Genomic DNA, 26,045 nt, shown 5'->3' with positions numbered 1-26,045 from the left:
GGACGGAGGACAGAGCCCCGGCTGACCCCGGTCCTGACGTGTCCGGCACCTGCGGCCGACGATGTGCTGCGCTGGGGCGTTCGCGCGCCGGTGATGTCGCGGGTGGTGTGGATGCCGGTCGAGTACGGGCGGTCGCCGCTCAGCGCACAAGTGAACTACTTCATGACGACTCGACGTACCCAGGCGGCCTCGAAATCCGCTGCTGGTTTGGGAAGTTGGCTCCTGCAGTTCGGACTGAGGGCAGTGTCGAGTTGCTGGACGGTCGGCGAGGTTCGGGCGTGAGTCGAATGGCTAGTGCCGAGAAGACACAGGCCGTCAGCGTGCGCAGGGCAGCGTCGAAGGACGTGCTGGTGGCGCCGCGGTGCGCGGTGAGTGTCAGGGTGCGACGGGAGGAGCAGTACACGCCGGGGGCGACCTGGGTGCCGGGGCTGTACCCGGCGTTTTCCAGGAGCCAGCCCGCGCTGGCTCGCAGCCCGCTGTTCTCAGAGCGGTGGACCGGGCCGCCGACGGCCCGCACGGCTCTGGCCTGGTTGTGTGTGATGGCAGGGTTCAGGAAGACCGAGCCCACCTGGCGGGCGTCTGGTCCGATCGCGGGCAGGGACAGACCGCGGTTGCTGCGGTCGGCGAGTACGCCGTGGGCAGCTTCGGCGAGCGGCGGCCGGACCCCCATCGGGATGCCCAGGGTGCCGGCGAGGTGGGGGTAGGAGACGGGGGCGGCGGAGCTGCTGCGGGCGAGGAGCACGGTGATGGTGAGGATCGGCCACCGGCCGGGGCGGTCCTTGAAGATGCTGGTGCGATAGCCGAAGCCGCAGTCAGCGGGGCGTAGTTCGACGCAGTGACCGCGGTGCCAGTCGTGGGCGGTGAGGCGGGTGAGGGCGTCGGATATCTGCTGGCCGTAGGCGCCGGTGTTCTGGACCGGAGCCGCTCCCGAGGTTCCGGGGATGCCGCCGAGGTATTCGATCCCGGACAGTCCCTCGGCGACGGCGAAGGCGACGAGGTCGCACAGCGGGTGCCCGGCCTGGACGGTGAGTTCCACGAGTTCGCTGTCGAGGATGCGCGCGCGGATGCCGTGGGTGGCCATGCGAAGCACGGTTCCGCGGAATCCGGTGTCGGCGGCGATGGTGTTGCTGCCGCCGCCGAGGACGTAGAGAGGTGCTGGACTGCGGTGGATGACCCTGGTCAGGTCGGTCCAGGCGGCCGGATCCCGGTGGGTGAGGAACCGGTCGGCGGGTCCCCCGAGGCGGAGCGTGGTGTGATCGGCCAGTAACTCACCCATGGGGTCACTTCCTTCGTCAGGCGGCGGAGATCGTCTTGAGTGCGAGAGCCCGCAGTGGCGCGATGCGGGTGCGGGCGTTGCCGTGGTAGACGGCGTTCGTGCAGATCGCCAGGTAGCGGCTGGTGTCGGGGGCGAGGTAGAGGCTGGTGCCGGTGAAGCCGTGGTGGTAGGCGACGCGTCCGCCGGCGGCGAGGATCCAGGACAGACCGCGGTCCAGGCCGGGCTCGATGGCGGCCTGCGGAACGAGACTGGCGCGCATCCACTCACCCAGGTCGTCGTCCCTCTCGTCTGAGCACGCGGTCAGCAGCCGCTGGGCGTACTGGGCGAGGCTGCGCGGGGTGGCGAAGACGCCGGCATGACCGGCGACGCCGCCGAGCAGGGCAGCGTTGTCGTCGTGCGCCGCGCCCCAGATGCGCGGGGCGCCCGGGATGCGCTGCTCGGTCGGGGCGACCCGGCGGGAGCGGCCCAGGGGCCCGTACGTCACTTCGGGCATGCCGAGGTCTTCCCACAGGGTCGCGGCGAGTTCGTCGAGGGGCTGGTCGTTGATGTGTGCGAGGGCCAGACCCAGCAGGATGTATCCGCGGTTGATATAGCGGTGGGTTCCGGGGGCGTCGTCCAGTGGCTCGCGGCACATCAGTTCATGCAGGGGCAGTTCGGTGCCTCGGTAGTGGTCCAGGCGGGTGGAGGCGCGAAGTCCCGAGGTGTGGGTGAGGAGTTGGCGCACGGTCGCCTCGGCGGACGGCATCTCGCCGTTCATCGCGGGCAGGAAGTCGCGGATGGGCTCGTCCAGGTCGAGTAGGCCGTCGTTCATCGCGCGGCCGATCAGGGGCCAGGTGGCGACGACCTTGGTCAGCGAGGCGATGTCGTACGCCGTGTGCCGGTTGGGCGCTTCGTCGCCGCACTCCGGGGCGACGACTCCGGCACTGAGGTACTCAGGAGTGCCGTCCGCAGTGCCGTAGACGATCACGCCGCCGGGGGTGGCGCCGTCGGCGATGGCGGAGTCGAGGGTTTCCTTGAGGCGGGCGACATCAGCGGCGGTGAACGGGACGAGCATCAGGGGCCTCCGGGGAAGGTGGTGACGTCGGCTCCCAGCGTGGCGAGGTTGGACAGCAGGTGTCCGTAGCCGCGCCGGAGGTGGCACATTCCCCGGATCGTAGAGGGGCCCTCGGCGCAGAGGGCGGCGATCAACAGGGCGGTCACCGCACGGATGTCTGACGCTTGCACATCTGCGCCGCGGAGGCGGACGGGCCCGCGGATGCGGGTCACCGAACCGCTGGTGGTGATGTCGGCGCCGAAGGCGCGCAAGCCCTCGACGTGGGTGTCGCGGCGGGGGTAGACGCGTTCGCCGACCAGCGATGTGCCGTCCGCCTGGGTGAGTATGGCGGCGAGCTGCGGTGCGGTGTCGGTGGGAAGGCCCGGGTGTGGGCCCGTAGCGGCCTCGATCGCTGTCAACCCTCCCGTCGATTGACCGCGCACGCCGCCGTCGGTGGCGTCACTCAGACAGATTCCGGCCGCGGTGAGGGCACCGACCAGGCCCGTGGGGAAGCCGGCGGCGCTGATGTTGTCGAGATGGACGCTGCCGCCGGTCGCCGCGGCGGCCATGACCATGGTGGCCGCCTCGATCCGGTCTCCGGCCACCGCGAACTCGCCCCCACCGATCCAGTCACTCCCGGCCACGTGCAGGCCCTGGTCGTCGAAGTGGATCAGGACGCCACGCTCGGCGAGGAAGCGGGCGGTCTCGGTGACTTCCGGCTCGATGGAAGCGTGGGTGATCAGGCTGGTGCCGGGGGCACGGGCGGCCAGCAGCATCGCCGTCACCGTTGCGCCCAGGCTCGGCCCGTACGGCGTGTTCACGTCCACGGTGAACGCCCTCACACCGCGCGGCCCGCACATCGCGCGCACCCCGGTGCCGCTCGCGACGACTTCGGCTCCGGCCGCCTGCATGGCGGCCAGGTGCCGGTCAATGAGGCGGGGGCAGAACGCGTCGCCGCCGGGATAAGGGAAGGCGACCTGGCCGGTGCGGGCGAGCACGGCGGCTGCCAGCACCACCGTCGTCCGCACCTGGCGCCCGAGTTCGGGGTGGATGACCGGGTACACCGCCTGGGCCGGAGCGCTCGTGAACCGGTCGCCGGCCACATCGGCGTGGGCTCCGGTGTGGCGCAGGATCCGCGCGCAGACCCCGGTGTCGGTAATCTCCGGGGCTGCGGTGAGGACGACGGGGGCTTCGGCCAGGAGCATGGCCGCGTACAGGTGCAGGGCGATGTTCTTGCTGCCCTGCACCGGGATGCGGCCGGACAGCGGACGTCCGCCCGTGACGTGGACGACGGCGGCGTCCGTGGTGGGGGTGGTGGTCATGGTCGTCACCGGATCCGTGAGCCGGCGGGCAGGAAGCCGCCGATGTGGTCGCGGGGGTAGACGACGGTGCGGGGTCCGATCAGGGTGCCCGGCGAGAGCACGGTGCCGGCGGGCAGGGCGACCTCGTCGCCGATGACGGCGCCGAACTTGGTCTGCCCTGTGGTGATCCGCTGCCCGTCGAGGTTGACGGTGATGTCCTCGATCGCCGGTTCGGCAACGGGGCCCCGGTCGCAGCGCAGTCCGGTGGTCGAGCAGAAGGAGCCGATGTTGACACCTCGTCCGAGTGCCGAGTCGCCGATGAAGCAGGGGTGCTTCATGAAGACGTGCCCGGCCAGCAGGCTGCGGGTGATCTCGGCGCCGAACCCGATCCGGCAGCCGGGGCCGATCACGCTGTGGTCGCGTATGAGTGCCCCGGCCGAAATGACGGAGCCGGCGCAGACCAGGACCGGTCCGATGACCTGGGCGCCTGCCTCGATCCGGGCGCCGGCCTGGACGATGACCTCGCCCTGGAGCAGGGCACCGTCCTCGATGACACCGTGCCCGGACTGCAGGCGCGCGCTCTCGTGGTCGAGGTCGGCAGTCATCGTTGCCTTGAGGTCGAAGACGCTGGGGCACCGCTCCAACAGGCCGGTGACATACGGGCCGAGGCTCCCGGTCCCGAAGTAGTAGGCGGGCATCAGACGGCTGTCTACGGCAGGCATCGTGGGCGGAGCGGCGTTCGCGGAGTGCATCGGGGCCTCCCGGAGTCGGGGCGGCCCGTGGCTGCGGGCCGTCTGCCCTCGAAGGTCGCCGCGGCGGGCCCTGCCGCGGGAGGGGCGCTGTCCTGGCCCGCAAAACCGTTTGCGTCTCATGCAAACCGCCTATGGGCTGCGCAGTCCCAGGACTACGGTTGAGGCGGCGCAACCTCGGCTACCGGCGGGAACGAGGTACAGATGCGATTACCACGGCACGAGCGACTCGCGGGGCCGACGTGAAACCCGGGGAGCTGATACGGCAGACCCGGCAGGCCAAGGGCCTGACCCTCGCCGCACTCGGCAAGCAGACCGGCTACTCCGCGGCCCAGGTCTCCCGGTACGAGCGGGGCATCTCGCCGATGACGGACGTCGACGTACTGCGCTGCTTCGCCGACGCGCTGGAGCTGCCACACCGGGCATTCGGTCTGGCACCGCCCGCGCCCCGGCCAGAGGTTCGACACGGTCAGCCGATCGGCGCAACCAGCGCCTTCCCCCGCCTGCCCGCCTCTAGGGTGGGTAGATCCGGCAGGGAGGACGGTGAAGACCCGGTGCGCCGACGGAAGTTGCTCGCGGGCCTGGCGGCCACGGCCGCCTCAGCGGCCGGCGCCCCGCTCCTCGGGAGCGGCACCGCACAGGCCGACGAGGCCCTGCTCGGCGAGCTGCTGGTCGCCCGACTCCGGGACGCGATGCTCGGCCTGGGCCCGGCCCCCACGCTCCCGCCGGCCAACGAGCTCTCCGCCGACTTCACCCGCGCACTCGCCGACTTCGACGCCTGCCGGTACGCCTCCCTCGCCGTCCGCCTGCCACGCCTGATCCGCACCGGCCACGCGCTGACCGCCAACGCGACGACACCGCGCAGTACGCCCTCCTGGCCAAGTGCTACCTGCTGGCCACCCGCATGCTCGTGAAGATGGACGAGCAGCAGCTCGGCTGGATGGCGGCCGACCGCGCACGGCAGCTCGCCGAGGCCGCACAAGACGTCCTCGCCATCGCCGAATCGGCACGCCAACTGGCTGTGCTGGCCAGGAAGGCAGGGTGGCATTCGGAGGCACTGTCGATCGCGCTGTCCGCCGCAGACCACCCGGACCTGCGCCGCGCCGGACAGGCCGGGGCCGCAGTACGCGGCCTTCTCGTGCAGAGCGCCAGCTACACCCTCGCACGCCGGGGCGACCGGGACGGAATGCGGGAGCTGACCGACGAGGCCGCAGCCATCGCCAAGGAACTCGGCGGCATCACCCTGCTGCGCGACCACGGCGGCGGCTTCAGCCCACTCACCGTGACACTGCACAGAATCAGCGCCGAGAACCACGCCGGGGACCCCCTGACCGCCCTCGCCGCCGCCCGCTCGATCTCTCTCAAGGCCCTGCCCAGCGTCGAGCGCCGCTCTCGTGCCCTGGGTGACATCGCCATCACCTACGACCGTCTCGGCCGTCGCACGGACTGTGTCCGCACCCTGCTGGCCGCCGAGCAGTGCGCTCCCCAGGAGACCCACGCCCGCCCGGCGACCAAGTCACTCATCTCCAGTCTGCTCGTCTCCGGTCCCACGTCGATGGAACTGCGCGGCCTCGCCGCACGCAGCGGCGTCCTTGCCTGACATGACGCAGAGGCGAAGGCGACTCGGATGTCTGAAGCAGGACACTGGCCTTCTGGTGCTACAGCTCCACGGAGGTACCGTCGTCCGGGTCGTCGAGCCACTCGACGGTCAGTGCCAGCCGCCAGGCGTCCGCCATCTCGGAGAACAGGTCTAGACCGTACTCGATCGTCTCGAAGTGGTTGGCGTTCCTGGCCTGTTGCGCCCCCTGCTCGGCCGCGCCGCGTTTGATGAGCTCCAGGAACTCCGGCACCTGCGCATCGGTAAGCCCCTTCACGCGGCCCTGCCGGATGGTCGCGACTGCGCTGCCGTAGACCGCCATCTTCGCTTTCAGGTCGGGAGGAGTGATATCGGTGTCGCGCAGGGTCGCGTCACCGATCTCCACTTGCATGAGTGCCTGGTCTTCCCAGAGGCGCAGAAGCTGATGCGGGGAGAGCACCTCCCGGCCGGCGATCAGGAGGGTGCCGTCGAAGGTGACCTTGACGGTGCTGTCCGGGTCCACCACCCGGGAGAAGTGAGGGCCGGTGGCTGACACCGTCCCAGGGTCGGTCTCGGCAGGCAGGCGAGCTGATCGCGTCATGCGCTCATTCTGCATCCTGCGGACCTGGGTCATCCACCAAACGAGGATGGTCAAACGCCGGGTACTGCCTGGTTGTTGGCGAGCCCGACAACGAGCGGCCGACGTTGCCGGTGGCCAAGGTATGTGGAGGGAGGCGTTGGCTGCGCCGCGGAACGGCTCGTACGGTAGGGGTCATGACCACGACCCCGGACCAGCTCAGGGTGAGCGAGATCGCCCGGTCACTCAATCGCCACGAGTGGGCGCCCGTTACGGCCGAAGCGGCGTGCGGGGAAGCGTTCTTCCAGTTGCTTCGGGGTCTGGAGGAGGCGAAGCGCCCCAAGTTCCCGAGGGAGGCGGGAGCGGGACGGTGGACGATGCGTCTGCACACGGAGAACGTCCTCGTCCTGGCGGAGCAAGTGTTCTTGCTGCAGAAGGAATTCCTGCCCGCGTGGCGCTCCCGTCTGCCCAGCGTGTCACCCATGGCCGAACTGATCGGCCTCTATGCCCGCGGGGCGCAGCCAGCGGTGCGGCACGCGGCGGCCGTCCGGGCGGCCTGGGAAAGCGCGTCCCTGCCTGAGCCGGCGAGCGACGACATCGCACGGCAGGTCCGGTACTCGGGTTCGTCGGCCGACGAGGCCGCGGCCCGGCTGCGGTACGAGATCGCCGCTCGCTGGGAGAACGAGCCGGATCGGCGCTCATTGTGGGAGGCAATGGAACCGGTATGGAACCACCTCGGGGCTGTGCGGTCCACCACGTTGGCCGCCATCAGCGGAGACGTTGTTTACTGACAGTCCCGCGAGGCCGCTTCGGACGAGGCTGGTGCTGACTGAGCGATCGTTTTGACGGATGAGCACTTGAGGCAGTGGCGTTCCTCGGTAGAGTGTGCGTGAGGCGATCATCTGCGGGATGGGCCGGTTCACCACCGGAGTCGTCACTGTGCGGGAGATACCGGTTCGAGCCCGGTCCGTGGACCTTTCGGTCCACCAGTAGCTCAATGGCAGAGCGCCCGCTCCTAACCAATGGCCGAGCGGCCTACACGCAGTTCGTCGGGAGTCATCCCCAACGGTCGGTAATACGTGGTGGCGTGCCCTAGCAACCGCTGCAGTGCGCGCTCCTGGCCCGGCCGGGGTGTGTTGTTCTGGTCCAACACCGTTCTGCCCGGCGTCCAGCTGTTGAAGCGCCTGCGTCCATGCCGCGAACCATCCCGGTAGTCAAAGGCGATGACTTGAGCCCACTGCTCCCGCGTGAGCAGCCGCCCGATGCGTGCGTTGATCTCGCCGGCCGACTCCTTCGTCACCGCAAGAATGGCCATGACCTCACGCCAACCGAGGTCCGGCAGTGCGCCGACCCTCGCATACGTGAACGGCCGTCCGGTCAGATCCTCCCAGCGTGTCTTCGCTGGCTGCGGAAGCTGGCTCCACACCTTGACCAGCGCGTCGTCGACCTTGCCAGCGCCGTGCATGATGGTGTTCCTCAGCTTGACGCAGAACTTCATGAGGTGGTCCGCTGTCGTCTCCGCCTCGCTGAATCTGACCGTCTTCGCCAAGTCCGGCACAGACCACCATTCAGGGCCCTTGTTGTGTGGCGCGATGAGGCCCTGGAAACGCTGGCACTCCTTTACTGTGCCGACGCACAACTCGATGTGCAGGGCCACGACTTGCGGTATGGCCAGGAACGTCATGTCTTCTGTCGCGGTCCTGAAGATTCGTTGCGCGTCTGCAGACGTCACGTCCAGCCGCTCGGCGTGCGCCACCCCGGCGAGTACAACACCGGCTGTATGGGTGGACCGGGCCATCTCTCGCTCCGCGAGGCCGGCGCCGATAGCCAGTGCCACGATGCTGTTGTTTGACCGCTTTTGCATCGTCTGCCACGTCCGAAACGCGGGGTACTGGATCAACATGGTTCCCTTCGCAACAGATCACCTGTCCGGACAGGGTAGATGCCGCGGGAAGGGGTTCCGATCCTGAAGGGTCTTACCCAACGCATCGTTGTGGCGCAGCCCGGCAACGGATGCGCTCTGTGGCACCGGTGATGCAGGAGCATCGCTCTGAAGGCGTACGGTGCAGCGTGTGCTGGCCACGCTGATCCTGAGGTGGAACCAGGTGGACCGGTCGGGGGCTTCAGGAGAATCTCGTCCGCAGGTCCTGGTTCGGGTCCGCGACCGAATTTGCCGAGGCGGCTTGGTGCGGTCCGGTCCAGCCCACTTCGGCGCGCAGCGGGCCCCCGGAGCGCCGGGACACCGTTCTTGCCCCCCATACGCAGAAGCCACACGCGGCCTGGGAACTCGGCGATGCGGAACACAGGCTCGAGGGCTCGCCGTCACGGATAGGCGAGGGAGACGGACTTGCCAGCCTGGATCAGCGGAACAAGGGGTCCCAAGGATCGAACGGCTCGACGTAACTCTGCGGCACTGTGCGCCCCCAGTCCCCTCGGGTGTCCATGCCGACGTCATGGACGGTGAGGTGCCGCTGTGCCCCGGGGAGGAGTGCGGTCAACTCCGCGGGCGGCTGCGGTGGTTGGAGAGAAGCGGCGTTACTGTCGGGAGGGAGGCTGCTGCGGGTCTGTGCAGTCCACCACCGGAGCCACGTGTAGAGCACGGACGGGTACAGCTCCGAGGGCCCAGGCCGGCGGCTACGGATCTCTACGGCGTATCCCGTGGGCTCCTCCTGGTGCCGTCCGGTGTTGTCGCGGATCCACGCGAGGGCGCTGTACGGGGTCGTGACCGCGCCGATCACCAATGCGCCGTATCGGTAACGCGCCACGGCATCGTGGAGGGTGCTCTGTGCCTGAGGGATCTCCTGGTCGCGGGCGTCCGCGACGACGACTGAGGCGCTCGACGCCCACAACTGATCCGATGCCGGGGCCAGTAGATGCACGTACCGCTGCTCGTCCTCCTCGAACGACGGCCGTGGCACGCTCACCCTCACCTGGAACCGGAGCACGGGATTCGCGGAGATGACGTGGCTGTCCACACTGCCCGGCATCACGGTGCACTCCGCAAGGTTCACCACAGTTCCCTCCGCGTCCGTACTCCAGCAGGTAGCAGATTTCACTCTGCCCCTGCGCTCCGAAAGGCAACCACACAGGATCTGCGGGCGCCGATGACTCCACCGGGTACGTTCGCGCCCGGCGCGGCGGCTGCATCGGCCAGTGTCTGGCGCCGTGCTGTTGCTGCGCCCCCGCCCGGCCAGGGTTTGCGGTTGAGCCTCAGGAGGTCGTGCCCTGCGGGACGTTGCGTATCGCCGCGAGCAGGGCAAGGACTCCGGTGTCGTCGGTGTTCTGGGTGACGCGGATCAGGCCGAGGACCTGCCGCGCGACGGCGTCATCGTCCCGGTTGCCGCGGTGACGAGCCCAGTGGAGCAGCGTCTGCGCGTACAGCGCCATAAGCCGATCGTCGAGTGGATCCGCGATCGGGGCGGGACGGCGCAGATCGCTGAGCACGGATACGGTGGCGTCGGGAATCCGGCCCACAGACGCGATCCAGTGCAGGGCGAAGCCGGCCGCGACCCAGTCGAGGGTGACCGGCGGCGGCACGCTTGCCCGGATCTGCGCCAACTGCGTTGTGTCCTGGCGGACGACGGCCTCCAGGTAGTCGGCGGCCAGCAGCAGTTCGTCGCGGTTCACTGCGTTCCTCCCCGGACGATGTGCCGGGCCGAGCCGAGCATCAGCAGGGTCTGCTCTTGGTCGCCGGGAGGCGCTCCCGCCATCAGCTGCAGCCAGCCCAGCAGCACCAGGCCCAGGTCCTGGGCCTCGGCGTCCGCCGGGTTGTCGTCGGCCCACGCACGCAGAGCCATCTGGATCAGCACCGACGCCTGCGCGCCACGATCGTCGGCCATCGACTCCTCGGCCGCATGGCGCTCGGCCTCACTCATGGTCTCGCTGATCTGGAACGCCTGGCTCAACAGCACGGGGATCAGCTCGTCGGCCGCTGCGGCGATCGTGGAGGCGATCTGGCCGGGCACGGCCAGGATCTCCGCACTGGCCACGGCTTTCGGCGCGTCCTTCAGGAGTACGGCTTCGAGGTAGTCGAACATCGCCGACCACTGAGCCGGGGACATCGTCACCGATGGCCCCGCAGATGACCCAGCAGCGGCATAAAAAGGATCTCCACCCGTATTCCCCTTCTACTGAACGAAGTTGATGCGGCAGCTCGCCGAACGCTATCGGCCCGCAACCTCACGGCCACCGTAGACCTCACCCGCCTGCGAAGCTGCTGCGCCCCTGCCCCGGCAACTGCTCGGTGACGGCGCCCACTTCGGCATAAACGACTTGGCGCGGAATCCGATAGCGGCCAGAACTCGCCGTGGATGCCTGGGCGATCCGCCGCTCTCACGAGAGGAAGCCGTACCATGCGCAGCACCGACGCACGGGTTGAGTCGTCATCGTGAGAGGCTGGGACAGCTGACTGCCCGCCCGGGCGCTGGCGAGGTAGGCCGGTCGGGCTGAAACGAAGCGCCTTGCCCGTCGCGGCCGAGGTGTCTCTGCGGGGCCGGACGTCAGGAACGTGGTGTCGTAGGACATCGCGTTGGGCACGGTTCTGGTCACGGACCGCAGTGCGGGCGGGAACCCACGCTGTAGCCTCAACCGGCTGAAGAATCCGCAGAACACGGTGCCGCGCCGAGATTTCATCCGACCCGCTTGGAGTCACCGCATGACGGTTGTCCTGCCCCCTCGGACTCTGCCGGACGACATGGCCTACTTGCTGCCCACTACGGCGCCGAACGTGTGGCGGGATGCTGTCACCCGCGCTGCTCACCTTCTCGCTCCCAGCTGGAACGAGCGGCCCACCAGCCTCACGGCGCTCTCCTTCATCCTGCTCACGCTGTCGGTCGAGCGTCGGCAGCCCCCGGCGTCCGTCCCTCTGGAGGCCGTGGCCGAAGAGCTGCGCACCCAGGCCGAGGAACCCCTGGCGCTGAGCCGCCGAATCGATGCGGCCGGAGCGACCGCCGGCGTCCTGGGCAACGCCCACGCTCCCGGCACGCTGGACACTTTGTGGACGAATCTGAGCAGCTGGCTGGAGGTATCGGGCGATGACGACGCGGAGGGACATCCCCCTGCTTTCTGGGCGGCCGTGGGCCGGCTGCACGAAGTGATCCGCAGCCTGGACGGGGCCGACATCCTGGCAACGCCGGTACCACTCCCGTCCCCCGGAACGTGGACGATCTCGGTTGGCCGCTACGTCCAGGTTGTCACCACGGACTCCATCCAGGCCGTCAAGTGCGACGCATGCGCCAGCGGTGAGGGCGGGGCGCTGCGAGTGGACGGCCCTGCGGTCACCTTCGTGTGCGCCCAGGAGCACACCACGGCCGACCACCGGCTAGGGGTCTGGCACGTACGCAACGCCCTCACACGCGCCGGCATGGCCGTCGGAGCCGATGTGGCAGTCGAGGGCGACTTCCTCGTCACCAGCAGGGCCCATGGCGAACAGTCCGATCCGCGCTACCTGTCCCGCTTCACTGCCGCTCTGCTCGCATAACCCATCCTCGGCCACGGGCGCCGGCCTAGGCACCCCGCGGTGACGCCGGCTGGGCCGGGCCTCGCCCGACAGGAGGTCGTGCGCCCTCAACTGATCGGCAGAGGGGCGCGGTTGGACCAGGTGCGAGACTACGAGACCTGACGTGGACATCGCCCCTGCCGAACTGGGCGTCACCCCTGCCGCAGCCGGGCGACCCGCACACGAGCAAACGACAAGGTCGTCCCTGGCGAACCTTTCGGCCACTAAGGTGGCTTCCGAACAGGCCCTGGCGGACCAGGAGGACGACCCGGTGCGACGCAGAACCTTCCTCGCGGGAGCGGTCGGCATCAGCACCGCCCTGACCACCGCGACTCCCGCCCTTGCCGCAGCGGACCCGGTCGGCGCCCTGGAAGAAGCCCTTTTCCAGCCCACCGCCGCGCCCGCGATGCCGCTCGACCGCCTCCGCGCGCTCGCCGCAGCCCGCCGCGACTTCCGCGCCGCCCGGTACGCCACCCTCGGCTGCGAACTGCCCGAGCTGATCGCCGCTGCCGAAGCCACCCGTGATTCCCTCACCGGCACCGCCCGCGACACTGCACACGCGATCATCGCTCGTGCCTACGTCCTGGCCTCCGAACTCACCGTCAAGGCCCACTCCGAAGCCGCCTGGGTCACCGCTGACCGTGCCCTGCGCGCGGCCCGCGACAGCGGCCAGGCGGCCCCCATCGGCGAAGCCGCCCGGGTCCTGGCGATCGCTATGCGCCGCTCCGGCCGCGGCAAGGCCGCCGTCGACCTCCTCACCCGCACTGCCACCTCCCTCGACGCCGAACACCGCCGCCCCACCGCTCCCACGCTGACCGTACGGACCAGCCTGCTGCTCACCGCCGCCTACAGCGCCGCCGTGACCGGCGACCGCACCACCGCGCTCGCCCTGGCCGACGAAGCCGAGCAGTCCACCCGCCGCCTGTCGGCCGACTCGGGCGCCGGCCTGTTCACCGTGGACGCCAGCCCCCAGCAGTGCGCCCTGTACCGGATCGGCATTCACAACGCCCTCGGCACCCCGGACGAAGGAATCGCCTACGCGCGCACCCTCGACCCGTCCCGGCTGCCCACGCCGGAACGACGGGCCCGGTACTACACCGACACCGCCCGCATGTGGCACCAGCTCGGCGACCCACGGCGCACCTTCACCGCACTGCGCGGCATCGAGCACAACGCCCCCGAAGAGGCCCGACGACCCGCCGTCCGGACCCTCACAGCTGAACTGACCTACTCCTCCGTCAGCCTTCCCGGCCTGAAGGAGTATGCGGAACGGACAGGCGCCCACCGATAACCGCCACCACACATCCCCTGAGCCAAGCAGACGACCAGATGGCCACCCGCACGATCCGCCGTACGAGCGTCACCCTCCCCACCCTGGACGAGGCCGGCCTGTACCTCTCCAACATCACTTCGCTCGACGGTGGCCGGGGCCGCCTCAGCGAGTTCCAGTACGCCGACGCCGACCTGCGCGCCCTCGACCTAGCCGACACCCACCTGCTGGACGGCCGCGTCACCGGCCTGCGCACCCAGCGCGCCCAGATGGAAGAAGTACGGGTGAACTCCGTGGAGTTCACCCGCTGCGACCTGTCTTCCCTGCACTGGTCGGCCAGCAAGCTCACCCGCGTTGTCTTCCGCGACTGCAAACTACTGGGCGCCACGCTGGAGGACGTCACCCTGGACGACGTCCTGTTCGACAACTGCAAGCTCGACTACAGCACCTTCATCCGCGTCCGCGCCGCAGGACCCGTGATCTTCTCCGCATGCTCCCTGCGGGAAGCGACGTTCACCGCCACCGACCTCGCGGACTGTCTGCTCGACGACTGTGATCTGCGCCAGGCCGGATTCGACGGCGGCACCTATCGCGGTCTCGACCTACGTGGCAACGATCTGTCCCAGCTGACCGACGTCACCTCGCTCAAGCACGTGATCATCGATCGGGCACAGACGCTGCAACTGGCCGAGGCGCTCGCCACGCAGCTGGACGTCACCTACGGCGAAGACCTCGGCGACCAGTAGCCGGAGTTTCTCGTTTGCGGCTGTGGCCAGGCCATCCGTATCGTCTCGGGCAACGCGTCGACGGAGACGAGTAGCCGAGGATCGCGCGAGCTGAGAGAACCGCTGGAAGCTGCGAAGGCGGTCTCGCGCCCCGCGGTGAAGACCCTCCCGAGCGCGGGGAGGAACGACCGCCGCCCTGGTGGTCCAATGCCCCGCCGGCCAGCCCCCGTGACCGGGCCCGAACGAGGCCGCCACCTGGTGTCGGCGAAAGTGCGGTGGCACCGCGAGTTGCCCTTCTCGCCCGCACTCCCAAGGGATCATGACGATGTCCTTCGGAGGACCGCAATGATCCAAAGCCGCGTACACATCTCTAACCTGAGAGAACACGTCGGCCGCACTGTCACCGTCTTCGGGTGGGTGAACGCCCTCCGCCTGCAGCGCACCATGCAGTTCGTCATCATGCGCGACAACACCGGCATGGTGCAGGTGACCCACAAACGTGACAACGGGCCGTTGGAGGCCCAACTCGAAGCCCTCACCCCCGAGTCCGCCGTCAAGATCACCGGCCGCATCGTGGATGCCGCTCAGGTGAAGCTCGGCGGCCTGGAGCTTGTCCCGGAGACGATCGAGGTCCTGAACCCGGCCGCCGCGCCGCTGCCGATCGACGAACACACCGGGATGGAACATCGGCTGGACTGGCGCTTCCTGGACGTGCGTCGCCGCCCGGCCGCCCAGCTGCTGTTCGCGGTGCAGACCACCCTGGAACAGGGGATGCGCGAGTACGCCTACGCGCAGGGTGCCACGGAGATGCACACCCCCAAGCTCATGGGCACCGCCTCGGAGTCGGGAGCGGAGGTCTTCGAACTGGGCTACTTCGGCCGCCGCGCCTATCTGGCACAGTCGCCGCAGTTCTTCAAACAGATGGCGATCGCGGCCGGGATCGAGAAGGTCTTCGAGATCGGCCCCGTTTTCCGCGCCGAGCCGTCGTTCACCTCCCGGCACGCCACCGAGTTCACCGGTGTCGATGTCGAGCTGGCCTGGATCGACGGCGTCGAGGACGTCATGGCGTTCGAGGAGCGGATGCTCGCCCACGCGATCGCCAAGGTCGCCGACGCCCACGGCGACGCCATCCGGGAGCGGTTCGGCGTGGACCTCATCGTGCCCACGACGCCCTTCCCGCGCATCACCATGGCCGAGGCACACGAGATTCTGCGCAAGGGCGGCTGGGACCCAGAAGGGATCAGAGAGGACCTGGACCCGGCCGGCGAGCGGAGCATCAGTGCCCATATCCAGCGGGCCACCGGCCACGAGTTCGTGTTCCTCACGCACTACCCGGCGAGCATCCGGCCCTTCTACCACATGCGACCGGCCGACAACCCGACCGTGACCGTGAGCTTCGACCTGCTGTGGAAGGGGCTGGAGGTCACCACCGGCGCGCAGCGCGAGCACCGCCACGACGTCCTGCTGAAGCAGGCCGCCGAGAAGGGCATGAACCCCGAGCCCTTGTCGGACTACCTGAACGCGTTCCGCTACGGATGCCCGCCACACGGCGGCCTGGGCCTGGGCCTGGGACGGGTGCTGATGGTGATGCTCGGTCTGGAATCCATCCGCGACGCGGCCTTCCTCTTCCGCGGACCGAACCGGCTCACGCCGTAGCCGACCTGGGGATACGCTCCGTGGTCCGAGCTGAACGGCTCGGACCGCGGCGCGGAAGGATCAGCTCAGGTGGCGACCGGAGTCGCTCCGTAACGGCTGCGGTATGCGGCCTCGAACACCTCGTGGAAGGCGCGCTTCGTCGCACCTTCGGCGACCTTTGCACGGACCTCTCGGCCTCGCTCCCAGTAGCGGCGCCCCTCGGGGGTCGCGAGGAGCGACTCGGCCGCCTCCCGCAGATGAACCGGCGTCAACCCGCCCGTCTCCCACTGGAGTTCCAGCACCGTCACCCGTGCGTTGAGATAGAGGTGAGCCCGGATCTCGGCATCGGTGAGCCCCGCCAGCCGCTCGGTCACCCACAGCTTGGCCAGTTCCGGGTCCGCGGCTCCCTGACGGAGAAGCTCCACATGGAGCTCCAGCGCGTGCATCCGCAGATCATCACGCCTACGAGCACGCCACTGGAAGAAGGCCACGACCGCGAGCGCGATGGCCACGACGATCAGTGCAGCATGCACGGCGAGTAGAGCGGTCACGCATCCTCCAGGGCTCGTTCGGGTCCTGGCACCTGATCGTGCTGCCTGGTCGCCGGGGTGGCAAGACCACTCCGGCACCGCTGGGCGACGATCCGGTGCACGGTGGTGTTCATCCGGCGATGGTGTTGCGGGTGGCCTCGATTCCGGTCGCGTACGGGTGGTCGTCGCCCAGCACGCGGTGCATCGTCTCCGCCACGCTGTCGATCAGTGTCCGGGCTTCAGTGGTGCGGCCGGCGGTGTGCAGGACCAGGGCGAGGTCGGCACGGGCGCGCAGGGTGTGCGGGTGCTCGGGGCCCTGGTGCTCTTCCCGCAGGGCGATCAGGGCGTGGGCCTCGGATTCGGCTTCGTCGCTCTGGCCCAGGAACCACATGGTCTCCACCAGCAGGTGGCGGGCGGCCCAGGCGTCGCGGTGGCCGTCACCGTGTACGGCGACGATGTCCCGCACCGTGGCGCGGATGGTGTCCTGCGACTCGCGCGGGACCGTGTGGTACAGCACCCAGGCCAGGGTGAGGCGGCAGGTCAGGGTGGCCGGGTGCTCCGCGCCCAGGACCGCGGTGGCGCGCTCGACCGCGGTGCGGGACAGCTCGTCTGCTTCCGGCCAGCGGTCCTGTTCGCCCAGGTTGTCGGCGAGCCGCGCGAGCGTGGTCAGTGTGTCGGGGTGGTCCGGGCCCAGGAGCTGCTGCTGCCCTTGGAGGACGTGCCGCAGCTGGACTTCGCCGGCCGGGTATTGGGCGAGACCGTACAACGCGAGCGCGTACTGCACGCGCACGGCGAGGGTATCGGCGTCCTCGGCGCCCGGGGCCGGGGATATGTCTGGCAGGAGCCGCTCGTACAGGTGGGCAGCGGCGGTGAAGTCGCCGGTATCAAGGGCGCGTTCGGCCTGCTGGCGCAGGTTGTCGTCCAGTGTGGACGTGTTCATGATGGTTGATTCCTTTCGGTGGGAACGGCGCCTGCTCATGCCGTGCCCTGCGGGCGGTGATGCCCGCGGGGGCCGGTTACGCGGTGCCCAGCGGGAGGACGGCGACGGGGTCCCAGTCCATCTCCCAGCGGACACCGCCCTCGGGTCGCGGGTGGGCGGTCCAGCGCACGTCGAGCAGGTGCAGGCGGGACACGGTCAGCGGGGCGTGGCTGGGGGTGATCCGGCGCAGGGCGCTCTGGAGCGGGTCGGAGTCGGCGCTGTCGTAGGCGTAGCCGAGGGACGCGTGCGCACGGCCACCCCCGCTGGAGATCGCCGCAGTGTCGTGGACCTCCCACAGCGCGTTGCGCACGAGGTTTTGCAGGGCCACGAGGCCCTGGTCGGGATGGGTGTCGAGAACCGTCCCAGTGCGGCCTGCGAGCGGTGAGCCGCACAGCACGGTGAACGGCTTGATACGCGTGAGGCGGGCTTTGAGCGCGGCGATGAGACTCCTGCGCTCGTCGGTGCTGATGCCGGAACTGGGGGCGGCGGCGTCCATTTCGATGGTGATGTGCACGAGGTCATCGGGCACACACCAGATGGGGTACTCGCCCATGACCGCCCGGCACGCCGCGGCGAGGTCGTAGAACTCCCTGTCCGTCGGCTCTGGCCGGACGTAAAGATGAAGTGCGCCGCTCCCGGATTTCCACTCGCGACCTTGGAACGTCGGCGAGAACGCTTTCATGATCCTTGTCCTCGTTCGGTGCGGCCGAGGTGAATCTCCTCGACGCGGCTGAAGGTGTAGGTGTTCGCCACGGGGTCCTGCTTTTCCAGGACCAGCCAAAGAGAGGAGACGGTGGCCGCCACGCGGGCGCCGGGACGAAGAGCGCGGCCGATGTGGGAGGCGAGCTGGTCCGAGCGCGCCGCGAGTTCGGGGGTATCGGTGTCGCGGAGGCCGTATCCGCCGGTCATGTGGCCCCAGAACCAGGCGGAGGGCTTGGGCAGGGATAGCCCGGCGGCGTCGAGCCCGGCCCGTACGCCGAGGTAGAGCTGGTGTAGTTCGTCTTCGGGCCACACGTCGGTGAGCGCTGCGGACGCGGACGCGCGGGGCGGTCCGATCTCGATCCTGATCGGCGCCACTGCGGCGAGTGCCTCTTGGACGGTCGGCGCGGCCTGCAACAGGCGCTCGGCGTCGATGCGCCGTCCGTCGCGGTCGAGGGACTCGATCTTCTGGATCGTCATGTGGAGGTCAGGCTCGGCGACCGGCGTGATGATGTCCTGGTAGGAAGCCAGGGTTTCACGGAGACGGGCGAAGTAGGCCAGCACCTCCGGCTGGTCGGGCAGCCACAGCACGTGGGGCTTGACCCGGTCTTCGTCCGGCCCGTCCGTACTCCGCCACAGCCGCTCCTGGGTCAAGAACCGTCTCACCGGCCACCCTCTTCAACCGCGATCAGAGAGGGATCGAGGGTTGCCCAGATGATCCGGTGGTCCGAACCGGCCAGCGCGGTCTTGCTGTCCAGGACGCCGTACCCGGTCACGGCGGGAGCGACGGGCCGGGTGGCGAGGATCAGGTCGATCCTGCGCTCGCCCCAGGGGTCGGGGTCGCCTTTCCCATCCTCCCAGTGCCCCACCGTGGCCTGCCACGGAACGCCCAGATGGGCCGCTACATCCACCATGTAGCCGCGGCGCAGCAGGATTTCGCTCTGGCGCCGGTCGGCCAGCTGGGCTCCGCCGATGGTGCCGGCCTGGACCTGATATTCGAGATCGTCGTGGTCCTGCTGGGCATATGCCTCGCTGTCGTAATAGACCGGTGCCCCGTCCGGGCCCGGCACTTGGGCGGCGGACAGGGCGTTGAAGTCACCGACGACGAGAGCGGGCCTCACCCCTCCGGTGCGGCGCAGGAGGCCCTTGATGCGCAGGGCTTCCTCCGCCCGCCAGTTCGGCCGGAACGGGTCTCCGTGGTAGGCGACCATCGTGAGGGGCTCGGCGGAGCCGATGTCGAAGGCCGCCGTGGTCAGTCCGTGCCAGAAGTCAGGAACACCGAGGGGCCGGTAGCTGCCCGGGACGTAGCCGACCGTACGGGGGTTCCACAGTACGGCCGTGTACCAGGCTCGGTGGGGGTGGCCGTCGGCGGCCATCGCCACGCCGTGCGGATACCCGTCGGTGGGCGTGATCTCGGCGGTCAGTCCGCAGCCGTCGGCGAACGCTGCCACCGTATCGGCGGCTACGGCATCCCACTGCTCGCGCGGAGTGTTCGGCGTATCGACCACGATTTCCTGGATACCGAGAAGATCTGGGTCGAGTTCGCGGACCGCTGCGACGCGTGCCTTCCAGGCGGCGGTTCCCAGGGCGTCGAGACGGAGTTTGTAGGCGTTGTAGTTGCCTATCTTCAGCAACACGAAGTCCTTTCACAGCAGGCGAGTTGACGTGGGCAGGCGGGTCAAGAAGCAGGGGACGGCGGAGTGATCGGGTAGCCGTCTTGCAGTACCACCGCGCCATCGGTGGTGCGGGCGTGGAAGGCGGCCAGGGCGCGGCGGGCGTTGCCGGGCGCCATCAGGGCGGGGAGGTCGGCGGGGTCGACGAAGTCGACGCCTTCGATCTCGCCTTGACGCGGGCGGATCGCGGCGATCTGTTCGCTGTCCCAGGTACCGCCGTCGAAGACATAAATGATCTCGCCGGGGAAGTGCGCGGGGTCGTATCCGGGTGTGGTGGACGGGACCCAGTCCACAGCCAGGGTCCGGCTGATCGGCAGGTGGATGCCCAGTTCCTCCAGGACCTCGCGGGCAGCTGCCCGGGTGGGGGCTTCCTTGTCGTCTACGGCGCCGCCGGGCAGGAGCCGGGTGGTGCGGTAGGTGACGCGCTCCAGCAGGATGCGGTCGGCTGCGTCGGTGATGAGCACGGACGCGCCGGTCCACACGGTGGCCCGGGAGGCCCCATACGCGGCGGGCGTCAATCCGGTGCTCGGCGGCGTGGCGGAGCTGGGCGGCGGATCAGACATGAGGTCCTCCGAATCGTCAGGACGTACGCGGGACACGGGTGCGGGGCCGGCGGAGTACCCGGCGCGGCAGGACGGTGTGCGTCAGGGCGTGTCGTGGTTCCAGTCGAAGACGAGCCGGGTGTGCGGTTTGTCCAGGACGTGGCCTGGGGGCAGCACCGCGTCGGCGCGAGCGGCGGAATGCACAGTGAGGTGGGGGCTCAGGGTGCGGGCGTGGAGGTCCCAGGCGGTGACGAGGCCGGCCAGGGTGTCGGCGAGCTGCTGGGCGTGGGGCCCGTAGGCGTGGATGCCGAATTCCCACAGCGGTTCGCGGGCCGGGTCATCGGGGAGTTTGCGGGTCAGGACATAGCCGAGGGAGTCGTCGCGGACGAGGGTGGCGGCGTCCCAGCCTCTCGGGCGCTGGAGGAGGCCGGTGTCGAGATCCGCATCGACGGTGAGGCGGGCGAACCCTTCGTCGAAGTGGGTGGCCAGCCACAGCATCAGCATGTCAAAGGGGACGTCTCCGCCGATGGTGACGCCGGTCCAGCATTCAGTGCGGTCCATGGCGAGCGCGGCGTCGAGGCGGCTGGTGTCGGTGGGGGTGCCGTCGGCGAAGCGGACGGTGACCTCGCCGCCGCGCAGCCGCACGGTGTGATCCGGGCGGTAGCCGGGTCCTTGGAGGGGGACGAAGCCGCACACCGTGTATTCGTCCGCGACCAGGATGCCGTCGCGTTTGGTGAAGGGGATGGACCAGGTGTAGCCGTGGATGCGCAGCGGGACGACGAGCCGGCCGCCCTCGGTGAGGCAGTCGGTCCAGGCGGGCGGGATGTCACGGGCCTCGACGGTGACGATCAGGGCGTCGACGCTGCCGGGGGGTGCGAGCGTGGCGGGGGCCTGTTCTCCGTCGCCGAGGTGGACGCGGACGTCGTGGTAGCCGGTGTCGTCGAGGAAGCGTTGGGTGCGGTCGGTGACGAAGGGGTCGATGTCGATGCTCGTCACGGTGCCGTGCGGACCGACGAGTTCCTGGGCGAGGGCCGCGTTGGGGCCGGAGCCGATCTCGATCACGGTGTCGCCGAGGCCCAGGCGGGCGTCGCGGAGCATGACGGCCTGCAGCCAGGGGGCTGAGACGCTGCTGGTGGCCTGCCCGCCGGGGGCGCGTCGGGTGACGGGCGCCGTCATCGGGTCGTAGGCGTCGTCCAGGTCGATGCCGGGCAGGAAGCGGTGTCGGGGCACTTGCCGGAACGCGGTCTCGATCGCGCTGCCCTCCTTCAGATAGCCGTCGCGGATCAGCCGGTCGGCCATCGTGTGCCGCAACTCGGCGGCTTTGGCGGCCTGTTCGGCGGGTTCCGGGATCGCGGCGGGGGTGATCCGATAGCGGTGGACGGGCGGCAGCCCGGGCAGCAGTCCGGGCCAGACGGTGTCGATGACGTGCGCGCTCGGCGTGAACAGCGGCTGGGCCAGGCGGGGCAGGTCGGCGGGCTCCATCCACTCCCAGCGGCTGATCAAGTCCGGCTCACGGACGGCCGGTTCACCGTCGTAGGCGGTGACGCGGACGGCGGCGGTCAGCCGGGGGATGCCGTGGACGGAGTCCATCAGCACGGCCAGCAACCGCGCATCCTCATCGCGAGCGGCCAGCCCGGTCTCCTCCTCCAGCTCCCGCACGGCCGCGGTGACGAAATCCTCGTCGACGTCGTTTTTCCCGCCCGCGAGTTCCCAGACCCCGCGGCGGGCCGACCAGCCGAGCAGAATCCGCCCCCGCGGGTCGGTGACGACAACCCCGGCCCCGGTCAGGGCGTGCGGGGACGGCCGTCCCTTCCCGGCGCACCGGACCGCAACCGCCACGGGCTCCCGCAGGACGATCACCGCGAGCCCGTCGGCGTCGTGGCGGTCGGCAACCTTCCAGCCCGCGCACAGCAGAGTGATCTCCTCCTCGTCCAGGGCGATGTCCCGCTTGCCGTCCGGCACGGCGGAGGCGACGGGCGTGATGACGCACAGGGCGCCGCCGGGGCGCAGGCGTTCGCGCAGCTGGTTCATCACGCGGGTGCGGTCACGGATGAACGCCCAGCCCAGACGGCAGACGATCAAGTCGTACGCGGGGTGAGGCAGGGCCTGGGGGCCGTCGTCCTCGATGTCGAGCAGCAGGTAGGTGACCGGCGTATCGGGACCGGTGTCGGCTTCGGCGCGGGCGAGCGCGGCGGGGGCGTAGTCGAGGGCGTCAACGGTGTAGCCGCTGTCGGCGAGATGGCGGGCCAGTTCCCCGGTGCCGCAGCCGATGTCCAGGGCAACACCGTTGTCCGGGGCGGGGGCGTGCCGGGCGAGCAGCTGGCGCTCGGCGTCACCGAGCTTGCGGAACGCACCGCCGTCGGCATAGTGCGTATTCCACTCATCGGGCGTGGTGTAGGCCACCGGGAAGTCTCCTTGCCGGGCAGAAGGGGAGGGATGTCAGAGGAAGGTGTGGGTGCGCAGGGCGCGTAGGGTGCGCAGTCCGCGTTCGAGGAGTTCGGGGTCGTGGTGGGTGCGGCCGTACGCGATGCCGCTGACGGCGTCGAGGGCGGCTTCACAGCGCAGCCGCTCCAGCTCCTCCCCCGTCAGGTGGCGTCCGTAGCCGGTGAAGAACGCCTCCATCAGGTCCGGGCGGCCCAGCCAGGTATCGGACAGCCGCACGAAGTCGCGGACCGCGGGGCCGAGTTCACTGCGTTCGAAGTCGATCAGCCCGGCCCGCAGGTTTCCGTCACCGACGGTCTTCAGGAGGATGTTGCGGGGCTGGAGGTCACCATGGGTGGGCACATGCGGCGCGGGCGGCAGGGTGTCGCGGCGCGCGGCGAGGGCGAGAGCGAGGTCCTCGTCCCCGGCGGCCAGCAGGGGGCGGGCGCTGTCCAGGTGCCGGTGGAGTTTGCCGGGCCCGGGCGGCGGGGCCACGCTCGCGGGGGCCGCGTGGTGGTAGCGGGCCACCAGTTCACCGACCTGCCGGTGCACCTCCTGCTCCAGTGCGGCGGGCAGGGTCTGGCCGTGCAGGGGATGTCCGGCCAGTTCCGTCATCACCACGAGGCGGCCCGGACCGTCGGTGGCGACCAGGCGCGGCGCCCGCGCTCCAAGAGCAGGAACCCAGTGCCGCAGCGCCTTCACCTCCCGGGCGTGGAACCGCTCGTTCTGGTGCCGCTTGACGTACCAGGCGCCGCCGCGCGCCCCGGTGGCCCGCCAGACCTGGCTCTCCTCACGCGGCCACGAGCTGTCCGCCCAGTGCGTGATCCGGCCCACCGCCTGCTCGGCGAAGACGCACACCGCATCCTCCGGACGCTCCGCATCGTCTTGGAGCGGTGCGTCGGGGACGATGTAGAGCCGGTCGACGGCGGGATCGTAGGCGATCGGATCACCGGGCTTCTGAAAGTGGACGGCCAGGCGGGCGCCGGCACGGTAGGCATCCAGACCGGCTCGGCAGTAGGCCACCATCGGCTCCGGCAGTGCCTGCCACCCGAACCAGTCCATCCCGTCGCACAGTTCCGGTTCCGTGATCTCCGGCTCGCCCTCCCAGACACGGATGACGAGGAACATGCCGATCCGCGCGGCGCCGGCCGGGGCGCGGTGATGGACGGTGACCCCCGCCTGCACGTCCGCCCGCCCGGTGCGTACGCCGGTCTCTTCCAGGAGTTCGCGCCAACCGCCGTCGATGACGTCCTCGTGCGGGCCGTCGAGGTGTCCCGACGGCAGATGCCACATCCCGCTCGCATACACCCCACCGGCCCGCCGCGACAGCAACACCTGCTGCCCCTGGGGGCCTTCGCGCAACAAGATCAGGTGCACATCGGCCGGAACTCGATAGCGCCCTGCGGCGCTGTGCCCGCTCACCTCGCGCCCCGAGGGCGGCGCGCGAGCAGCACGGTGAAGTCCACCTGCTCGGTCAACAGGCCATCGGATGCGTAGGTTTCCAGCAGCCGTGCGGCCTTGGCCTCGAACGCGGCGTGCTGCCCGCCGAACCGCTCGGGGCGGGCGCAGGAGGTGGTGCGCATGCAGCCGATCACCTGCTGGGGTGTCCAGGTGCGGGGAAAGCGGAACAGGTGCCGGCTGACGTCACTGAACGCGGAGCCGGCCAGGTCGCTCTCGTAGTGCAGGTGCTGCGCGGAGCGGGGCGAGGGCCTTGCGGGGCTGTGGTCGGGGTCGAGAGAGGAGTGGATCAACTCCCGCAACGGGCCTGCCCAGTCGGAGCGGTGGGCGAGCACGGGGCCGTCGTCCAGGAGCGCGAGCACGGTGTGCGGGGCGGCGATGCGGTCCGCCATCGCCAGCACGGCGGCGCGGTCCATCCGGTGGAAGGCCCTCGCGCAGGTGATCAAATCGGCTCGGCATGCCGGGCCGCGTGCGGCGTAGTGCTCGGCAGGTGTTTCGTGGCAGGCCAGGGACCGATCGCCCATCAGCGGGTGCAGGGCCAGGACCGCTTCGCGGAGCATCGCCCGGCTGGGGTCGACCAGATCCACGCGCCGGATGCGGGGCAGCGCGGGCAGCACCGCGGCGGCGACCTGCCCGGTGCCCGCGCCGAGATCCAGCAGCGTCACCGCCGGCATGCCCGCCACGGCGTCGGCCAGCAGCCAGGCCACCTCATCCGGTACCCGAGGCCGGAAGCGGGCGTACGCCCGCGCCATCGTCCCGGACAGCGGCGGAGGGTCCACCGGATCCGGGGCGGTATGGGAGGGGGCGGGGTGGTTCACCGCGGTTCTCCGTTCTCGCACTCGAAGGGGCGGTCGTCGTTCAGGGGCCAGGACAGCCGGGTGCGGCCGGAGCCGGCGACCGCCCACTGCGTGCCGTCGGGATCGAACTCGATCCGGTACTCGCCGGGTTCGCCGGCCGCCCGCCACCGGGCGGCGATCTCCTCGATCTCCTGCCAGATCCCGCGCGGCCCGAACTCCGTGACCGTGCACGTTGCGCCGTTCCGCCCCACGCGCACCCAGGAGTCGTCCTGGGGAGCACCGATGGCCACTTCCTCGGCGCCGAAGTGCCGCACCAGGCCCGGCCGCAGATGACCGAGCGCCAGCCAGAACCCCCGTGCCGCATTGGGTGGCGGCGGCCTCAGCCCCGACACCGTGACGCCCGCCTGCGTGGTTATCCGGCTTCGGAAGGCCGCGTCCAGAAAGGGGCGCTCCCAGCCCCACCCGGCGCGGTGCCCGAACTCCACCGCCCGCAAGATGCCCTGGGCATGCCCCTGCGCGTTCTTGGTGACCACGGCCAGCCCGGGCCAGGACGGCGAGCTGCTGCCGACGGTGGCCAGCAGCCGGCCCCCGGGCGCGAGCTGCTGCACCAGCGCCGGCGGCACCCTGGGAACGGCGAAGGAGACGAACACCCGGTCATAGGGCGCCCGCGGGGGCCAGCCCGCCTCGCCGTCCCCCGCCACGACCGCAGGCTCGAACCCCAGCCGGGCGAGGCGGACTTCGGCGGCAGCGGTCAGATGAGGATCGCGGTCGATGGTGGTCACGCCCCCGTCGCCGCACAGGTGGCAGGCCACGGCGGCGGTCACGCCCGCGCCGGTCCCCACATCCAGCACCCGCTGCCCGCCGCGCAGATCCAGCTCCTGCAGCAGTTCGGCGGTCATGCCCAGCACGCTGGACATGGAGGTCATCGCCCCGCCCGAACGCCAGCCGCGCGCCCGCCCGAGCAGCGCCTCGCCGTCGTGCTGGACGGCGACGCTGTCGCCGCTGTGCAGCACGCGCAGCAGCTCCTCCTGGTCGTCCGTCACCGCCCAGTCCAGCAGCTCCCAGCGCGGCACGGTCTCATCCGGGAGGCTGTGCCGTACGTACGCCTGCGGCATCAGGATCTGGCGGGGCAGCGCCAGAAGCGCCTCGGTGAGCGGGCCCGGGGACAGGTTCCCGGCCTGGTGGAGGCGGGCGACCATGGCAGCGCGGGCTGTTGCTGCCGCATCGCTGTCGTCCACGGCGGGCGAGGCCGAGGTTGCGGGTGAGGCGGATTCAGGCACGGCGAGCGTCTCCTTTGAGGACGGTGA

General features: G+C 70.1%; 26 protein-coding genes. 7 read left to right on the top strand and 19 right to left on the bottom strand.

Annotation, left to right across the window (positions count from 1 at the left end; translation table 11 throughout):
- Positions 1-160: 160 nt before the first annotated feature.
- Genes ACIHIX_RS18480 through ACIHIX_RS18465 form a run of 4 tightly spaced genes read right to left on the bottom strand, consistent with a single transcriptional unit; the run spans position 161 to position 4,362 of the window.
- The gene (locus tag ACIHIX_RS18480) at positions 161-1,276 is read right to left on the bottom strand and encodes a UDP-N-acetylmuramate dehydrogenase (protein ID WP_399956836.1); all 1,116 of its coding nucleotides are present in this window, start codon (positions 1,274-1,276) and stop codon (positions 161-163) included.
- A gap of 16 nt (positions 1,277-1,292) precedes the next feature.
- Positions 1,293-2,330: a serine hydrolase domain-containing protein gene (locus tag ACIHIX_RS18475; protein WP_399956833.1), complete on the bottom strand. Its 1,038-nt coding sequence runs from the start codon at positions 2,328-2,330 to the stop codon at positions 1,293-1,295.
- A complete protein-coding gene (locus tag ACIHIX_RS18470) occupies positions 2,330-3,631 on the bottom strand; it encodes a UDP-N-acetylglucosamine 1-carboxyvinyltransferase (RefSeq protein ID WP_399956830.1) in 1,302 nt (433 codons plus the stop codon). Before ACIHIX_RS18470 ends, ACIHIX_RS18475 begins: the two co-directional genes overlap by 1 nt.
- 5 nt (positions 3,632-3,636) lie before the next feature.
- On the bottom strand, positions 3,637-4,362 hold the full coding sequence (locus tag ACIHIX_RS18465; protein ID WP_399956827.1) for a hypothetical protein: 726 nt from the start codon (positions 4,360-4,362) through the stop codon (positions 3,637-3,639).
- Between the two features lie 239 nt (positions 4,363-4,601).
- On the opposite strand from ACIHIX_RS18465, the gene ACIHIX_RS18460 reads away from it, so the two are divergent.
- Positions 4,602-5,273: a helix-turn-helix domain-containing protein gene (locus ACIHIX_RS18460; RefSeq protein ID WP_399956824.1), complete on the top strand. Its 672-nt coding sequence runs from the start codon at positions 4,602-4,604 to the stop codon at positions 5,271-5,273.
- A 2-nt stretch (positions 5,274-5,275) separates the two neighbouring features.
- Positions 5,276-5,959, top strand: coding sequence for a hypothetical protein (locus ACIHIX_RS18455; RefSeq protein WP_399956821.1), 684 nt, complete (start codon positions 5,276-5,278; stop codon positions 5,957-5,959).
- A gap of 58 nt (positions 5,960-6,017) precedes the next feature.
- On the opposite strand, the gene ACIHIX_RS18450 is transcribed toward ACIHIX_RS18455, so the two are convergent.
- Positions 6,018-6,569, bottom strand: a complete 552-nt coding sequence (locus ACIHIX_RS18450) for a hypothetical protein (protein ID WP_399956818.1) — start codon at positions 6,567-6,569, stop codon at positions 6,018-6,020.
- 140 nt (positions 6,570-6,709) lie between these two features.
- Between ACIHIX_RS18450 and ACIHIX_RS18445 the strand changes: the two genes are divergently transcribed.
- Positions 6,710-7,303 (top strand): hypothetical protein, encoded by a 594-nt coding sequence (locus ACIHIX_RS18445; protein WP_399956815.1) that lies wholly within the window; start codon positions 6,710-6,712, stop codon positions 7,301-7,303.
- Positions 7,304-7,527: 224 nt separating this feature from the next.
- Here the strand turns inward: ACIHIX_RS18445 and ACIHIX_RS18440 are convergent, their stop codons facing one another.
- The 4 genes from ACIHIX_RS18440 to ACIHIX_RS18425 all read right to left on the bottom strand — a co-directional run bounded on the left by ACIHIX_RS18440 (position 7,528) and on the right by ACIHIX_RS18425 (position 10,579).
- A complete protein-coding gene (locus tag ACIHIX_RS18440; RefSeq protein WP_399956812.1) occupies positions 7,528-8,415 on the bottom strand; it encodes a hypothetical protein in 888 nt (295 codons plus the stop codon).
- Positions 8,416-8,872: 457 nt separating this feature from the next.
- Complete coding sequence (locus tag ACIHIX_RS18435; protein ID WP_399956809.1) at positions 8,873-9,430, bottom strand: hypothetical protein; 558 nt, start codon at positions 9,428-9,430, stop codon at positions 8,873-8,875.
- A gap of 292 nt (positions 9,431-9,722) precedes the next feature.
- Positions 9,723-10,139, bottom strand: a complete 417-nt coding sequence (locus tag ACIHIX_RS18430; RefSeq protein ID WP_399956808.1) for a hypothetical protein — start codon at positions 10,137-10,139, stop codon at positions 9,723-9,725.
- Positions 10,136-10,579: a hypothetical protein gene (locus ACIHIX_RS18425; protein WP_399956805.1), complete on the bottom strand. Its 444-nt coding sequence runs from the start codon at positions 10,577-10,579 to the stop codon at positions 10,136-10,138. Before ACIHIX_RS18425 ends, ACIHIX_RS18430 begins: the two co-directional genes overlap by 4 nt.
- Before the next feature lie 587 nt (positions 10,580-11,166).
- Here ACIHIX_RS18425 and ACIHIX_RS18420 point away from each other — a divergent pair.
- The 4 genes from ACIHIX_RS18420 (at position 11,167) to aspS (ending at position 15,660) form a co-directional block, all read left to right on the top strand.
- Positions 11,167-11,991 carry a hypothetical protein gene (locus ACIHIX_RS18420; protein ID WP_399956802.1) on the top strand — a complete coding sequence of 275 codons (825 nt, stop codon included), beginning with the start codon at positions 11,167-11,169 and terminating at the stop codon, positions 11,989-11,991.
- A 247-nt stretch (positions 11,992-12,238) separates the two neighbouring features.
- Entirely contained in the window at positions 12,239-13,300 is a 1,062-nt protein-coding gene (locus ACIHIX_RS18415; protein WP_399956799.1) for a transcriptional regulator, read from the top strand.
- 38 nt (positions 13,301-13,338) lie between these two features.
- Positions 13,339-14,025, top strand: a complete 687-nt coding sequence (locus ACIHIX_RS18410; RefSeq protein ID WP_399956796.1) for a pentapeptide repeat-containing protein — start codon at positions 13,339-13,341, stop codon at positions 14,023-14,025.
- A 324-nt stretch (positions 14,026-14,349) separates the two neighbouring features.
- Positions 14,350-15,660, top strand: coding sequence for an aspartate--tRNA(Asn) ligase (gene aspS / locus ACIHIX_RS18405; protein ID WP_399956793.1), 1,311 nt, complete (start codon positions 14,350-14,352; stop codon positions 15,658-15,660).
- A gap of 65 nt (positions 15,661-15,725) precedes the next feature.
- On the opposite strand, the gene ACIHIX_RS18400 is transcribed toward aspS, so the two are convergent.
- The 10 genes from ACIHIX_RS18400 to ACIHIX_RS18355 all read right to left on the bottom strand — a co-directional run bounded on the left by ACIHIX_RS18400 (position 15,726) and on the right by ACIHIX_RS18355 (position 26,018).
- Entirely contained in the window at positions 15,726-16,190 is a 465-nt protein-coding gene (locus tag ACIHIX_RS18400; protein WP_399956790.1) for a DUF6082 family protein, read from the bottom strand.
- A 109-nt stretch (positions 16,191-16,299) separates the two neighbouring features.
- Positions 16,300-17,109: a tetratricopeptide repeat protein gene (locus ACIHIX_RS18395; RefSeq protein ID WP_399956787.1), complete on the bottom strand. Its 810-nt coding sequence runs from the start codon at positions 17,107-17,109 to the stop codon at positions 16,300-16,302.
- A 76-nt stretch (positions 17,110-17,185) separates the two neighbouring features.
- Positions 17,186-17,830 carry a hypothetical protein gene (locus tag ACIHIX_RS18390; RefSeq protein WP_399956784.1) on the bottom strand — a complete coding sequence of 215 codons (645 nt, stop codon included), beginning with the start codon at positions 17,828-17,830 and terminating at the stop codon, positions 17,186-17,188.
- Complete coding sequence (locus tag ACIHIX_RS18385) at positions 17,827-18,513, bottom strand: hypothetical protein (RefSeq protein ID WP_399956782.1); 687 nt, start codon at positions 18,511-18,513, stop codon at positions 17,827-17,829. Before ACIHIX_RS18385 ends, ACIHIX_RS18390 begins: the two co-directional genes overlap by 4 nt.
- Entirely contained in the window at positions 18,510-19,484 is a 975-nt protein-coding gene (locus tag ACIHIX_RS18380; protein ID WP_399956779.1) for an endonuclease/exonuclease/phosphatase family protein, read from the bottom strand. Before ACIHIX_RS18380 ends, ACIHIX_RS18385 begins: the two co-directional genes overlap by 4 nt.
- A gap of 41 nt (positions 19,485-19,525) precedes the next feature.
- Entirely contained in the window at positions 19,526-20,083 is a 558-nt protein-coding gene (locus ACIHIX_RS18375) for an NUDIX domain-containing protein (RefSeq protein WP_399956776.1), read from the bottom strand.
- Between the two features lie 81 nt (positions 20,084-20,164).
- Positions 20,165-22,465 carry a methyltransferase, FxLD system gene (gene fxlM, locus ACIHIX_RS18370; protein WP_399956773.1) on the bottom strand — a complete coding sequence of 767 codons (2,301 nt, stop codon included), beginning with the start codon at positions 22,463-22,465 and terminating at the stop codon, positions 20,165-20,167.
- Between the two features lie 36 nt (positions 22,466-22,501).
- Positions 22,502-23,905, bottom strand: coding sequence for a phosphotransferase (locus tag ACIHIX_RS18365; RefSeq protein WP_399956771.1), 1,404 nt, complete (start codon positions 23,903-23,905; stop codon positions 22,502-22,504).
- Positions 23,902-24,759 carry a class I SAM-dependent methyltransferase gene (locus ACIHIX_RS18360; RefSeq protein WP_399956768.1) on the bottom strand — a complete coding sequence of 286 codons (858 nt, stop codon included), beginning with the start codon at positions 24,757-24,759 and terminating at the stop codon, positions 23,902-23,904. The genes ACIHIX_RS18365 and ACIHIX_RS18360 overlap by 4 nt, the downstream gene beginning before the upstream one ends.
- Complete coding sequence (locus ACIHIX_RS18355) at positions 24,756-26,018, bottom strand: methyltransferase domain-containing protein (RefSeq protein WP_399956765.1); 1,263 nt, start codon at positions 26,016-26,018, stop codon at positions 24,756-24,758. Before ACIHIX_RS18355 ends, ACIHIX_RS18360 begins: the two co-directional genes overlap by 4 nt.
- Positions 26,019-26,045: the final 27 nt, after the last annotated feature.

This window comes from Streptomyces sp. NPDC051913 (genome assembly GCF_044593635.1).
Classification (GTDB): Bacteria; Actinomycetota; Actinomycetes; order Streptomycetales; family Streptomycetaceae; genus Streptomyces.
The sequence above is the reverse complement of the archived record's forward strand: the minus strand, read 5'-3'. Positions and strand labels throughout refer to the sequence as shown.